Origin of the sequence: Sediminibacillus albus (assembly GCF_900101125.1) — a bacterium.
Taxonomy (GTDB): Bacteria; Bacillota; Bacilli; order Bacillales; family Amphibacillaceae; genus Sediminibacillus; species Sediminibacillus albus.
Genome location: NZ_FNFL01000003.1, coordinates 147,827 through 161,660, shown reverse-complemented (window position 1 = coordinate 161,660; position 13,834 = coordinate 147,827). Strand labels below are relative to the sequence as shown.

The window sequence follows — 13,834 nt, the reverse complement described above, 5'->3', positions numbered from 1 at the left end:
TTTATGATTGCCTATACTTTGTTTGTAAACAATATGGAAAAGGAGTTAAAACGAGATCTCTGTACCGAGGAATTGGAATTCGTCCTATGGCTGTATGAAAGGTATCAAGATGAAGAACAACAACATTTAGACATAATAGTGATTTGAAAGAAAGAGGGTATCTGGGAGCAGCGAATGGACTTCGAGGAGATCCACGCTAGTCGGCAGGTACCCAGAGCGAAACTAGAAAAAATGCTGATTCTATTTAAATATTTGCGGGGATTTCTTCGAAATGTTGTTTAGCTGTGCTGGACATCCCAGTTATAAATCCTTTTATTCTAAAAAGCCTTGAGGCAAAAGCCCAAGGCTTTTAATTTATTTGAAGATAACTTTTTGTTCCACCTCTCCGAAAGGTCGCTCCAGTTAGCCATAGTTGCTCTGATTCAGGTGATATTCGCTCTACTTTCGTCCAAAATCGCTCCCCAACCGGGGAAAGTCGCTCAGCTTTGTTATAGTTGCTCTACTTCAGAGGTTGTCCGCTCTGCTTTATCTAATTTGGCGGCTCCTTCGGTAGAATTTCATTGATAAATATAACAAGTAAAAAACAATGAGAGCAGTAGTGCTAAGGTTGATATAATAGGAGAACCCCTCACCAAACAATGTTAAAAGCGTGTCCTCGGCAGGCCTGGCCAAATATAAGTAATTAGCTCCTGTTAAAGGGTTGATAATCATTCCTATAAATAAGGCATAAGCAATCAAGAGTAAAAAAGTGCGCATCATGGAGGCAAAGGTGATATTTGTATTGCCGGCCATAGATAAAAAGATGCCTGACCAGGAAATAGCCATATGGTGAATGAAAAACTTCCAAAAGCGGAAATGCTCATAACCATACGGGATATCTGGGGTGACTAAGGCGAGAAAGGCTGGAATTACAGCTAGAAAAAAAGTCATTTGTATTAGTTTGTCTTTTTGAAAAAGAAGAGCAAGCATGGCGGTTATAGAAGCGATGCCACATAGATGAAGCGGCATATGATCCGGAAAACTCCACATGTGATGATAAATTGCCCATCCTTGATATACAAGTTCGGATAAAACTAATACAATCAAAAAGCCCCATCTGATTGCGCGGTAAAGGGAAGGTCTCTGTGAAATTCTCGAGCTATTGATTAATAAGGCTGCCGCGCCTGCACTATAGATAATAAGCATTAGTAAATGGCTGGCTGAAAAGGGGTGGAACAAGTGTGTCGATGACACTCCAAACCATGTATCCATAACCACTCTCCTTCCCTTAAAAAATCTATTAGGCTAGCATATTTCCCTAATCTTATCCAATAAAACTTCTAATGGAAAAACTTATCTTTAATGAATGATTGTATTGCTATATATTTTTTATTATGATGGAAAGTATCTATTTATGATGGGACAAACTATAATGCTACTGTTCATGCATGTTTCAGTAAATAAATTACAGCAATCTGATTTTTGTCCGGATGTCGTACACTGCCGACGAGTCATAAAGTTAATTTGAAAGGAGTTGTATGTATAAATGAATTCAACAAGAGAAAGCTGGGCATCGAAATTGGGTTTCATGCTGGCAGCTATGGGCTCAGCCGTCGGCCTGGGAAACATATGGCGATTTTCCTATGTAGCCGGGGAAAATGGCGGAGGCGCTTTTTTAATTTTGTATTTGGTAAGTATCCTGATTATTGGGGTGCCATTGCTGCTGGCAGAAGTTAGTATCGGGCGAAAAGCCCAGAGCGATGTGGTCGGGTCCTATCAAAAGTTAGCTCAAGGAAAACCATGGTTTATGGCTGGCTTCCTTGGTGTACTTGGATCATTATTAATCTTAGGCTTTTACAGTGTAGTAGCCGGCTGGTCGATGTATTATTTTTGGAATTATTTAAACGGTCATTTCTTTACAGTACCGGAAGAAGGCTATGGTGCAGCGTTTGAAGTCTTTACCACCTCAATAGGACAGCCGCTGTTTTGGCATGCGTTATTCATGGTAGTGACGATTGCCATAGTACTGACTGGAGTGAAAAAAGGGATCGAACTGGCTAATAAAATATTTATGCCGACGCTGGCAGTGTTGTTAATAGTGCTTGCTGGTTTTAGTTTGTCATTGGAGGGAGCGATGGAAGGGATGCGTTTCTTGTTTCGGCCAGACTGGAGCGTCCTTAGTAACCCTTCCGTTTATATCGCTGCACTGGGCCAAGCGTTTTTCTCGCTGAGTCTCGGAGTTGGTGTCATGATGACTTACGGCAGCTATCTTTCCGCACATCATAAATTGCCGGGTGCAACGATTGGCATTGGTTTAATGGATACATTTTTTGCAATCATTTCAGGTATAGTTATTTTTCCTGCTGTCTTCGCGTTTAACATTGAACCAGATTCAGGGCCTGTCCTGGTTTTCATTACCTTGACGGATATTTTCGGACAAATGCCATTTGGCGGTTATGTCGGCATCCTGTTTTTCTTATCCCTTTCTTTAGCTGCCGTGTCCTCCTCCGTTTCCTTACTGGAAGTACCGGTTGCTTACTTGATGAGAGCTGCCAGCTGGAGCAGAAAGAAGTCTGCTGTAATTATCGGCTTTGTCATTTTTCTTCTAGGCATTGGTGCATCGCTTGGGATGGGAGCATTGTCTGGCTTCACCCCGATCGGCGAGCGGAACATTATGGACTCCATGGACTATGTGGCATCTAATATTTTACTGCCAATCGGTGGATTAGTCATGGCATTGTTTATTGGCTGGTATTTCTCGAAGAAAGAAGCATTGCATGCTGCTGACTTAACAGACAGTGCGGTAGGAACTGTATGGTATTTGATTGTAAAGTTTCTAGCTCCAGTATTAATTTTGGTTATCTTCATGAATGCGTTAGGTGTTTTGTAGGTTCCGTTACATTTATTGGTCGTTCTGGCAGTGAACACAGTTCGCTATTCGTGTTATACTTGACTCGGAAAACAGAGCATTACTATACGCAGTTTCACTTAGACAAGGAGGGTTTTCCATGGCAATTACCAATCAGGCAGTTTTGCGGAAGATGGGGAATGAATTGCAGGAAGCTCTGGCAAAACAAGACCAGACAGAAGCGGTAAGGGAGCACGTTCGTGCCGTGCGCTTGCTATGTGACTTGATTTTGGACGATGGACAGGGAGTAACCGAGGAACAGGAACTGGCGAAGATGATGGGCGGCGTAGAAGGCCAGCTTCCAAGCTCGAAACCAACACCGGGCCGACCCCAAAAAAACAATATAAATCATGAAGAAGCGAATGGCAATTCAATTTTTGATTTTTAATAGAGGTGGATAGTGGATGAAGTTATTTTTGATTTTGGGCATTATCAATGGTTTCCTGGCTGTAGCATTAGGTGCTTTCGGCACTCATGGCCTGGAAGGCAAATTATCAGAGAAGGCTCTTTCGACTTGGGAAAAAGCTGTCAACTATCAAATGTTCCATACCATGGCATTGCTTGTAGTTGGGCTGCTGTTAAGCAGGTTCCAGGCTGCCAGTTTATCAACAGCGGGATGGCTGTTCTTTGCCGGCATCATCCTTTTCTCGGGAAGCCTATATATTTACGCGCCGACTGGGATAAGAATGTTTGCCATGATTACCCCGCTGGGAGGGCTGGCATTTCTGGCAGGATGGATTGCTCTTGGATATGCCGCTATTAAATTAGTGTAATATACAGATAGCTGACAAAAAGGATAATGACGACTGCCCTTGTCATTTGCTGGGCAAACTGAAAGGTATGCTGCTTTTTATACTCGGCCAGACCTTCAAAAATAAAACTGAAAGCCAGGCAGAAGAGGGCGGTCACGATTAGCAGAAGACTTCCTTTCACCATCGCCACTATACCTAGCAGCAATGTGAAAATCATCATCAGCAGTTGCAGTTGAAAGAACTTTTTATATGGATGTTTCATTTCTGGGCTTCCTTCCTTTTTAAGATTGAATTGATAATATAACATGGTGGTTATAGAGACTGGTGTTCCGGTTTAGTTAGCATAAGAAACCCTTGCAAATAATCTGCAAGGGTTTTTTAAATGGAGGAAAAAGACATTAAGAATGTATTACGGCTTTTCTATCAGAAAAGCTGCATCCGGAAAAGGATAGAGCCATCCAGTTATTAGACCAGAGAAACCCTAACGGGGCTGGTATCCGGCTGGCTGTCCGCCGGTGTTGTAAGGGTAGGTATAATTTAATTCCTCATTAAAAGTAATATAATCCAGATAAACCATCAATAATAAGTATCTCCGATTCGTTTCCGGATCACTAAGGATAATGTGATCTCTTCCAGCCGCTTCGATGATTCCCTTAAATATCATCGCATTCCAGCGGTCATTACCTTCAAAAGTCATATACACCGTTGCCCTCTTGCCGCGGTTGAGACGAAGTATGTTTTCAATATAGGATTGCTCTGTTGGCAGCATACCCGGTATATTGGAAGCACCACTGCCTGGCTGTTGTTGCGCCTGCTGCATTTGCTGCATCTGGGGCATTTGCATGTTGTTTTGATAGAAACCGGGCTGTGCTCCAGCTTGGGGCTGTTGCTGCTGAGGGTAATTGTAAGCAGGTGTCTGTGCATAGCCATACCCTTGTGGTGCATATCCGGCTCCATTAGGTTGCCCTCCCGAAGCGGCGGAAGGCATTTGTCTTTTGTCCTTACTCATTTTTTAAAACCTCTCCCTTCATTTCCATTATCTATTATTGCAGGCAGGTGGCCTGGTAGATAGCTTCCTTTAGGTTAAACCAAAGTGAGTTACTGGCAGGGTGGTACTCCATTTCTTTAATCGTCTATCTAACTGATCTTTTTTCTTTCTCTCTTGCCCGCTGACAGAAAAAAACTTCTGTGTTGTTTCAAACACTCGTGGACTTTGATAAATCATCGTGCGAATCATTTGACATGCACTCGATTCACACCAGCGTTGCCTGCCATTAGCATTCCTGGCTGCCCTTCCTCTTCAGCTTCTGCTCTCATCAAGCGTGCAAGTAGATTGACGTCTTCCTCGTTATAAATTACCGCTATAAATGATGTCACCTCTTTCTTGCTGCGAACGAGTGAGCAATCTAAGTCACTTACACTCTCTAATAGCTATAACTATGCCGGATGCTTCTCAACTATGCCGGGAAATTAGATAGTCACAAAAGAAATCAATCGGGCGCTGGCAATGGCGATGAAAGGGTAAGAAGCACAAAAAAACCGCCCGGCGGGTGGTTTTGGAGACGAATAATTAAGAAGAGGACCAGCAAAAGCCAGTCCTCTTCTTCTATAAGTTTTTTCCATTTATATTTGCAGAAATGAAGGAAGCTGTTCTCTAGGTAGAATGCTGCCCACATAAAAAGTGCCAAAATCGCCATAACGTGCGCTGACTTCGTCAAAACGCATTTCATATACGAGTTTTTTAATATCCAGTGAGTCATGGGCAAATAAGGTAACGGCCCACTCCCAGTCATCAAGTCCCATCGAACCGGTAATAATCTGGCGGATTCTCCCGGCGTATTTCCTGCCTGTTTTGCTATGCTCGTACATTAATTTACCGCGGTCTTCGAAAGGAAGCATATACCAGTTGTCGTCGTCTTGCCTGCGCTTGTCCATTGGATAGAAACAAATGTACTGCCATTTTGGCAACGTCGGCTTCAATCGTGCTTGGATTTCCGGCTTCTGCTCCGGATCCTCTCCATCCTTGCTCGGCATATATTTAGAAAGCTCAACCACAGAAACATAGGAATAAGCAGGTCTTGTAAATTCTGCTAATTTTGATTTATTGAACTCTGTTTCTATCTGATTCAGTTCTTCTAATGTAGGACGTAGAATCATTAAAATAAAGTCGGCTTTTTGTCCGACAACTGTGTACAAAGCATGACTGCCTTTTTTGTCCTTTTCCGTCTGCTCCCATTTTTCCAAGAGCTGCTGGAATTCAAAAATCGCTGCCTGACGCTCATCAGATGAGGCCAGTTTCCAGGATGTCCAGTCAATCGTTCTTAAATCATGTAAGCAATACCAGCCGTCCATCGTTTCAACTGCTTCTGGCATAGTAGGTCACTCCTTCAAGGTTAAGTATGTTTTTAATATAACATAATTAGGGAAAGATAATCACTAAAGGCAATCACGGCAGATTAAACGCCGGGATTCCAGGCGTCCGCTGAAATGCCAGTGGATATGCTGGTTTTACTTACGAAAGCTATGTCTTTTAGAAGTATAAGTGTCATCATTTGGACAAATTCTGAAGCACTGCAAGCAAACAAGATTTTTGTGTATTTTAGTGAACAGAAGTCTTTCAATTATACAGAAAAAGGCGTATCATATATAACAGAATGAAAGTTGGAGGTTTTTTAATGAGCGATTTATTTATAACTTTAAAAGATAAGGTGAAGTCAAATAACAAGCGGATTGTGTTCCCGGAAGGATTGGATGAAAGAATATTGACCGCTGCGAGCCAGCTCGGGGCTGAAGGGATATTGACTCCTGTATTAATTGGATCTGAGGAAAAAGTAGTACAGAAGGCGCAAGAACTTTCGGTTAATATTTCTTCTTCAGAAATTATTGATCCGAGGAATTATACAGGGTTTGATGAAATGGTATCAAGCTTCGTTGAACGCCGGAAAGGAAAGAACACCGAAGAACAAGCCCGTGAAATGCTGCTCGATGAAAATTATTTCGGAACCATGCTGGAATATTTGAACAAAGCAGATGGACTTGTCAGCGGTGCAGCCCATTCGACTGCTGATACTGTACGCCCGGCTTTGCAAATTATTAAAACGAAGCCAGGTATAAAGAAAACATCTGGTGTCTTTATAATGGTGAAAGAAGAAGAAAAATATATCTTTGCCGATTGTGCTATCAACATCGCCCCGGACAGTCAGGACTTGGCAGAAATCGCTGCGGCTAGTGCGGAAACAGCTCAATTATTCGATATTGATCCGCGCATTGCTATGTTAAGCTTTTCCACCAAAGGATCTGCTAAATCGGAAGAAACAGAAAAAGTATCTGAGGCAGTCAGAATAGCTAAAGAACAAAATCCCGATTTAGTCGTGGATGGCGAATTTCAATTCGACGCAGCCTTTGTTCCTGCTGTCGCCGAGAAGAAAGCTCCAGACTCGGAATTAAAAGGGAATGCAAACGTGTTTGTTTTCCCTGGCCTTGAGGCAGGCAACATTGGCTACAAGATTGCCCAGCGACTAGGCAATTTTGATGCTGTCGGTCCAATCCTGCAAGGGTTAAACCAGCCAGTGAACGATTTGTCCCGCGGTTGTGTGGCTGACGATGTTTATAAACTGGCAATCCTCACAGCAGCTCAAGCATTATAATCAGTAAGTAAGGGCCGGGACCGAATCCTGGCTCTTTTTTTTAATAAAGCGGGGCATCTTGGTTGGAACTGCCGCTAGGCAAACTTCCTTTACCGGTAAAGGAACGTTATCATAAGAATATAATTCGGCTCTATAAAGGGGGGACACACCGTGGAAAGTACACCGATTTATTTAGAAAAAGTAATCTTGCACCGGTTGGTGATGGAACTGAAAACACCTTTTCAAACAAGCTTTGGCACCTTTACAGATAAGGATTTCTATATAATAGAGGCTGTCGATAACCATGGATCCCGAGGGTTCGGCGAGTCAGTTGCTTTTCCTGCACCGTGGTATACGGAAGAAACGGGGCACACAAATCACTATGTCATGACAGATTTTTTGATCCCTTTACTGCTGGAAAAGCCAATTAATCATCCTGACGATATTAGCGAACGATTCTCAGTAGTACGCAGAAACAATATGGCAAAGGCTGCCGTCGAGGGGGCGGTATGGGATTTATATGCTAAACGTAAAAATATCCCGCTCTCCAAGGCTATCGGAGGAAAGAAAACCAAAATCGACGCCGGGGTGAGCGTTGGCATCCAGCCTACGCTTGATAAGCTGCTGGCAGTGATAGATAACTATGTTGCTGATGGGTACAAGCGAATCAAGCTGAAAATAAAACCCGGATCAGATGTCGATATTGTCCGGGAAGTACGCAAACATTTTCCCAACATCCAAATGATGGCCGATGCCAATTCGGCCTATACTTTAAATGATATCGATACTTTAAAACAGCTTGCCGAGTTTGGGTTGACAATGATCGAACAGCCTCTGGGCTACAATGATATTTATGAACATTCTATTTTGCAGCATCAGCTGCAGACTCCTGTTTGCCTTGATGAGAGCATCAACTCCCTGGCGGATGCAAAGGCAGCTGTTGAACTGGGGAGCTGCCGTGTCATCAATCTTAAGATTGGCAGGGTCGGTGGCATTAGCGAGGCAAAGCGGATTCACGATTACTGCCGCCAAAAAAACATTCCAGTCTGGTGCGGCGGTATGCTTGAGGCTGGGGTGGGCAGGGCGCATAACATAGCGTTGGCAAGTCTGCCGCATTTTATGTTTCCGGGAGACATCTCTGCCTCCGGCCGGTACTGGCACCAGGACATCATAAAACCCGAAGTTACTGTGCAAAACGGAGAAATCAATCTACCGGAACAGCCTGGCATCGGCTATTCCATTGATTGGGAGGCACTGGAAGCCCATCGGATCAGCAAACAAGTTTTCACGTAGGAGAGATAGAAAAAACACTGGGGAAGTTATATCATTCCACCAGTGTTCTTTTGTTCCTGTCGTGCATTTGCTCCAATCGTTTCCCAAACCATTCCCGCTCTTGTTCACTAAGCGGATCTTCCACAACCACGGAACTGAGCTGGCGTAAAGCTTGTAAAATCCGGCGGGCAACATCGTCGACTGTCAAATTCAATGCCAGCAGCTCTGAAAGGGAAGCCATCGTACTTGGATGCACTTCCGGGTAGTCAAAACGATTAGCTTCTCCCTGTCTGCCAATTCGGTAAAATTGCTTGATTAGCTCGGCCCTCTGTTTCCCGCTTCCTTCGATGCATAAATAAATTTGGACGGCAGATCCATTTTTAACTCTGCGCTGGGAGATGCCGGCGAATTTTTTGCCTCCGATACTTAAATCATAATCTCCAGGGCAATAAGATCCCTTTATCTCAAATGCTTTAATGTCATTGGTCACATCTTCAAAAAGATACTGGATAAATTCGACCATTGCCTGATAACCCTCATGAATGCCGATATTTTTGGCATCGGGGAGGACGAAGGTTAAATTTAAAATGCCGGAATCCAATACTACCGCCAGCCCTCCAGAATTGCGGATAACTACTTGATAGCCTTGTTCACCTAGCCATTGAATTGCTTCATGAATATGAGGGAGTTTAGCATCCGGGATTCCCAGAATGACAGTTTTCTCATGAACCCACAACCGGGCGGCGGGAGGAGAGATTTCGTTTCCTACGGAAATTGCCAGCGTATCGTCATAGGCAAAAGAAGCAATTGCATCTTCTCTTGCGGCTTTTCCCCGCTGATCTATAAAACGTACTTTCTCACTAAACTGTTGTTTCCAATCAATCATGCGGTTAACTCCTTTATCTTACCCTGTTAATATTTTCTTAGGATGCACGCTGCGGTACCACTTATGAAACCCCATCAAACCAGGAGTCAATTTATTATAGCAAATTTGGCTGGCTGACTGGTAATAGCTGCAAAAAGCAAATAGTTTAAAAAACCGTTTTTTATGTTTGCCCATCTATTATATAATAGAAGTAAATTGTCTATTATTGTTGGAATTTGGGTACAGGGAATAACGAAGAGAAAGAACGGCTGCTCTGCGGAAAGGCGGTATCCCTGCATCTGTTTACTGATTGTCCAAGTATTCCTCTAAAATCGATAATATGGAAAGGACCGTAGCATGGCATATAAAGACGAGCAGTTAAACGAAGAGAAAGTGTTTAAAGACCCTGTACATAGATATATCCATGTCAAAGACCAAGTTATTTGGGATTTGATCGGCACTAGGGAATTTCAAAGGCTTCGCCGGATTAAACAGCTTGGTACTTCTTATTTGACGTTTCACGGGGCAGAGCATAGCCGGTTTAACCATTCATTGGGTGTATATGAAATAGTCAGGCGGATTCTGTTCAACTTTCAGGACAGGCCGAATTGGGATAACCAGGAACGCCTGCTTTGCTTGTGCGCAGCATTACTGCACGATTTGGGGCATGGACCGTTTTCTCATTCGTTTGAGAAAGTATTTAAACTTAATCATGAGGATTTTACCAAGAAAATCATATTAGGAAATACAGAAATAAATAAAATACTGAAAAAGGTCGGTGAAGGTTTCCCGCAAGATGTAGCCGATGTTATCAACAAAACGTATGAGAATAAGCTAGTCGTCAGCCTTATATCCAGCCAAATCGATGCTGACCGTATGGATTACTTGCAAAGAGATGCTTATTTTACAGGAGTAAGTTACGGCCACTTTGATATGGAGAGAATACTCCGGGTGATGCGGCCGGTTGAAGATCAGGTCGTCATCAAACAGACTGGGATGCATGCGGTGGAGGATTATATTATGAGCCGCTATCAAATGTATTGGCAAGTCTATTTTCATCCGGTCACACGCAGTGCTGAAGTAATTTTGTCGAAAATCCTCCACCGGGCAAAATACTTATATGAGCAGCAGTATCAATTTAAATTAAATCCGACGCACTTTCTTTCCTTTTTTGCCGGGGAAGTGGACCTGGAAGAGTATCTGCGGTTAGACGAGTCAATCGTCTTTTATTATTTCCAGGCATGGGTACAGGAAGACGACGAAGTATTAAGTGATTTATGCGAAAGATTCATTAACCGAAGGCTCTTGAAATATATCGAGTTCAATCCGAATCAACAAATGAATGAATGGATGGAGTTATACAAGTTGTTTCAGGCTATTGAAGTTGATCCAGAGTATTATTTGGTTGTCGATTCCTCCTCTGATTTGCCTTATGATTTTTATCGGCCTGGAGAAGAGGAAGAACGCCTGCCAATTCATTTGCTACAGCCGAAAAATAATGAACTGAAAGAATTGTCCCGACAGTCTGACATTGTCGAAGCGATCTCAGGCAAGAAACGGACAGACCATAAGCTGTACTTCCCGCTTGACGTGCTTGAAAATCTCCCGGAGGGAAGGCCCGAAAAAAAGCGGATCTATGAGATACTATTTGGTTAACTGATTGCTAGCATTCCCATATTGTCAAGATAGGAGTTGTTGATAATGTTAGAAAACCATGCAAAAATTATGAAGTTTTTTTCAGCTGCGGATGAAATTGTCGGAAGGAAAAAGCTGCAAAAAATGATTTACATACTTAAGAAATGTGATTTCCCATTTGAAGAAAAGTATGAATTTCACTTTTACGGCCCTTATTCGGAGGAGTTAACCTTGCGGATCGAAGAATTATGCAACCTTGGCTTTATTTCCGAAGTGAAAGAAGATAAAAGCAATTATTATCAATATCGATATCAAGTGACAGAACAAGGTGATGAATTCCTTAATCACTCTAACATCGACTTACCCCCTTTAGAGCAAATGATTAACGATATGAAGGAGAAAAGCTCTCGTTTTCTTGAATTAGTTTCAACGATGCTTTACTTCGACGATTTGCCAAAAGAGGAAGTAGAAGAAAAAGTCCAAGTGGTCAAAAAGACACAAAATTATCAGCAGTCTGATATGGATGAAGCGTGGGAATTCATTGCGTCTATCCGACAGCACTAATTATTATGGGGAGCCTGCATCGGCTCCTCATTTTTGTTTTTAACAAGTAGTTCTTTATGCTTAATAATTTCCTTTCGACCATTGTGAGTTTTTGGAATATTGGATACAATTAAAGTTGTCTGCCATATAGCTTATCATACCTGGAATGGAAGGAAGAGTGCCTGTGAAGTTCGTAAGATTCCTTGTTTATTACGTCCTTGGATTAATGGGAATAGTAGCGGTTAGTTCCGCACCAAGCCTTATGCAAGGCGAAGGGATAGTGGATTTTTCGCTATACTTGGAAAATACATTTACCTTAGCCAAAGAAATGATCCAGCCAGATAAATGGGTCTATCAATTTAGAGGAGAAGAATTAAACGTTTTTGCTTTTCTGCTGGATCCTTATCTGTATTCAATGAGAATACTAGGAGCGGCTTTACTATTGGGATTCGGTCTTGCTTTTATATTAGCAGTATTGACTCAGTTCCTTCCAAAGTATTTAATTGCCTTGGTTAAACGCATCCTCACCGTGTCGGAAGCAGTTCCGGATTTGATGGTTGCGTTCTTGTTACAAATGTTTGTTGTATATATATACAAGCAGACCGGCGTACATATATTAAAGTTTGTGACATTGGGTGACGATAGAATTTACCTTGCTCCAATTGTTGTCCTGTCAATCTTACCGTTAATATCTTTGTTCAGGGTGATTTTATTATTGATGGAAGAAGAACTCACTAAAGACTATGTGGATTTTGCCCAGAGCAAAGGAATCAAGGATAAGGCTATTATTAGTATGCATGTGCTTAGAAATATCCTTAGGAGTACGTTTTACCACTCAAAATTAATCCTTTGGGGGTCCTTATCCAGTCTGTTTGTAATCGAGTACATGTTTAATATTAGGGGGCTTTCAAGCTTTATTATGAATGATTTCAGGCCTATGGTGATTGCAGTGGCGCTGATGATGGTATTCACCCCATTTTATATCTTGTACCAGGGAATCGAAATTTTTGGTGAAAAAGATGCTCTCCGCTTTGACAATAAAACATTTATCCAGAGCTTGGCCCGCACCCCAAACAAACAGACGCTGAAGGATCGCTTGTTCAATCTTGCAAAAGGAATTGCTGCCCATTTTAAAAATCCAAAGTTTGCGCTCGGCTTTACTGTTATATTTGCGATATTGGCAATTAGTATTATCCATACCGTCGTCCAGGAAGAGCCGGTAAAAAACTTTGTGTTAATTTACGACGATGACGGTAATTTGGTTAGCAGCAAGCCGCACCCACCTTCAGAATATGTATTATTAGGCACTGACAGAAATGGCTACAGTGTGCTCGACCAGCTGTTAACAGGCGCAAAGTACACCATTCTTTTTGCGGGTGTTATTGCTTTTTTACGTATGTTTCTCGGTTTTGTCCTGGCAGTTCCGTACGCTTTATTCATCAAGGATAAATGGAAGAAGGGAATCGAGCGGTTTGTCGATAGTTTTCATTTTTTACCTTTGAGTGTCATTGCAGTCATACTGCTAAGCCCGGTTTTAATGGGTACTACTTCAGGTTTCGCCTATTCATTTACAGAAAGAATATTGATTGAAGCTGGAGTGCTGACCTTATTGGTAGTACCGCTGACAACTATCCTGATTGGGAATGAAATCAAGCTGATCACTAAAAGTGAATATATAGACGGCGCACGTGTTTTAGGCGGAAATGCCAATCATATTTTGTTCCGACATATTATGCCTCACCTTCATTCCAAGCTTGGCATCGTTTTTGGGCAGCAGTTTATTCAAGTGTTGCTGATCTTAATCCATCTCGGTTTATTTAATATGTTTTTAGGCGGAACCAGTGTAATGCTTAATCAATCCTACAAAGCTTATCCACACTCGGTCACCTACGAATGGTCTGGTTTGGTCAGTGGTTCGCGAAATGCATTTATGGGCGGGCAAGAATGGATTGTCCTCCCTGTATTTATTGGATTCATGTTTTTGATTATTTCCATGCAGTTTGTCATTGAAGGAATAAAAGAAGTCCAGCAGGAACGGGTCGGTGTCCGGGTGGAAAAGAACGGTTTGATTGGCAGATTGTTTGGACGTTCCAAGCAGAACACGGAAAAACTGCCAACGGAGGAACCTAAGCCAGAGCAGTTCAGCTTCGTGAAAGAAGAACACTCGATAACCAGGCAAAAACATGGTTGATAAACCGTAATTTGCGCAAAATAATACCGTGATAACATACATCCACTTGCCAAAACCGAATGA

At 42.3% G+C, this 13,834-nt stretch carries 15 protein-coding genes; 9 read left to right on the top strand and 6 right to left on the bottom strand.

All coding sequences use genetic code 11. From position 1 onward, the window contains the following. Positions 1-3 precede the first annotated feature (3 nt). On the top strand, positions 4-147 hold the full coding sequence (locus BLR93_RS18025; protein WP_175559311.1) for a hypothetical protein: 144 nt from the start codon (positions 4-6) through the stop codon (positions 145-147). A 378-nt stretch (positions 148-525) separates the two neighbouring features. Here the strand turns inward: BLR93_RS18025 and BLR93_RS09895 are convergent, their stop codons facing one another. Continuing rightward, positions 526-1,251 (bottom strand): YwaF family protein, encoded by a 726-nt coding sequence (locus BLR93_RS09895; RefSeq protein WP_093213827.1) that lies wholly within the window; start codon positions 1,249-1,251, stop codon positions 526-528. Between the two features lie 274 nt (positions 1,252-1,525). Here BLR93_RS09895 and BLR93_RS09890 point away from each other — a divergent pair, with 274 nt between their 5' ends. The 3 genes from BLR93_RS09890 (at position 1,526) to BLR93_RS09880 (ending at position 3,660) form a co-directional block, all read left to right on the top strand. Next, a complete protein-coding gene (locus tag BLR93_RS09890; protein ID WP_093213825.1) occupies positions 1,526-2,869 on the top strand; it encodes a sodium-dependent transporter in 1,344 nt (447 codons plus the stop codon). Between the two features lie 118 nt (positions 2,870-2,987). Then, positions 2,988-3,275: a YwdI family protein gene (locus BLR93_RS09885; RefSeq protein WP_093213822.1), complete on the top strand. Its 288-nt coding sequence runs from the start codon at positions 2,988-2,990 to the stop codon at positions 3,273-3,275. A 16-nt stretch (positions 3,276-3,291) separates the two neighbouring features. Next, a complete protein-coding gene (locus tag BLR93_RS09880; protein WP_093213820.1) occupies positions 3,292-3,660 on the top strand; it encodes a DUF423 domain-containing protein in 369 nt (122 codons plus the stop codon). Here BLR93_RS09880 and BLR93_RS09875 read toward each other — a convergent pair. The 4 genes from BLR93_RS09875 to hemQ form a co-directional block, all read right to left on the bottom strand. Further along, positions 3,647-3,901: a hypothetical protein gene (locus tag BLR93_RS09875; protein WP_093213817.1), complete on the bottom strand. Its 255-nt coding sequence runs from the start codon at positions 3,899-3,901 to the stop codon at positions 3,647-3,649. The genes BLR93_RS09880 and BLR93_RS09875 overlap by 14 nt on opposite strands. Positions 3,902-4,120: 219 nt before the next feature. Next, complete coding sequence (gene gerQ, locus BLR93_RS09870) at positions 4,121-4,648, bottom strand: spore coat protein GerQ (RefSeq protein WP_245690112.1); 528 nt, start codon at positions 4,646-4,648, stop codon at positions 4,121-4,123. 224 nt (positions 4,649-4,872) lie between these two features. Further along, positions 4,873-5,016: a hypothetical protein gene (locus tag BLR93_RS18020; RefSeq protein WP_175559310.1), complete on the bottom strand. Its 144-nt coding sequence runs from the start codon at positions 5,014-5,016 to the stop codon at positions 4,873-4,875. A gap of 246 nt (positions 5,017-5,262) precedes the next feature. Further along, on the bottom strand, positions 5,263-6,012 hold the full coding sequence (hemQ, locus tag BLR93_RS09865) for a hydrogen peroxide-dependent heme synthase (RefSeq protein ID WP_093213814.1): 750 nt from the start codon (positions 6,010-6,012) through the stop codon (positions 5,263-5,265). A 302-nt stretch (positions 6,013-6,314) separates the two neighbouring features. Here hemQ and pta point away from each other — a divergent pair, with 302 nt between their 5' ends. Both pta and menC read left to right on the top strand, forming a co-directional pair. Continuing rightward, entirely contained in the window at positions 6,315-7,286 is a 972-nt protein-coding gene (pta, locus tag BLR93_RS09860; protein ID WP_093213812.1) for a phosphate acetyltransferase, read from the top strand. Between the two features lie 201 nt (positions 7,287-7,487). Beyond that, positions 7,488-8,558 (top strand): o-succinylbenzoate synthase, encoded by a 1,071-nt coding sequence (gene menC, locus BLR93_RS09855; RefSeq protein ID WP_175559336.1) that lies wholly within the window; start codon positions 7,488-7,490, stop codon positions 8,556-8,558. A gap of 31 nt (positions 8,559-8,589) precedes the next feature. On the opposite strand, the gene BLR93_RS09850 is transcribed toward menC, so the two are convergent. Next, positions 8,590-9,423, bottom strand: a complete 834-nt coding sequence (locus tag BLR93_RS09850; RefSeq protein ID WP_093213809.1) for a lipoate--protein ligase family protein — start codon at positions 9,421-9,423, stop codon at positions 8,590-8,592. 336 nt (positions 9,424-9,759) lie between these two features. On the opposite strand from BLR93_RS09850, the gene BLR93_RS09845 reads away from it, so the two are divergent. The 3 genes from BLR93_RS09845 to BLR93_RS09835 all read left to right on the top strand — a co-directional run bounded on the left by BLR93_RS09845 (position 9,760) and on the right by BLR93_RS09835 (position 13,771). Beyond that, on the top strand, positions 9,760-11,058 hold the full coding sequence (locus tag BLR93_RS09845) for an HD domain-containing protein (protein ID WP_093213806.1): 1,299 nt from the start codon (positions 9,760-9,762) through the stop codon (positions 11,056-11,058). A 45-nt stretch (positions 11,059-11,103) separates the two neighbouring features. Next, positions 11,104-11,601 carry a YwgA family protein gene (locus BLR93_RS09840; protein WP_093213804.1) on the top strand — a complete coding sequence of 166 codons (498 nt, stop codon included), beginning with the start codon at positions 11,104-11,106 and terminating at the stop codon, positions 11,599-11,601. A gap of 163 nt (positions 11,602-11,764) precedes the next feature. Further along, entirely contained in the window at positions 11,765-13,771 is a 2,007-nt protein-coding gene (locus BLR93_RS09835; RefSeq protein ID WP_175559309.1) for an ABC transporter permease subunit, read from the top strand. Positions 13,772-13,834 lie beyond the last annotated feature (63 nt).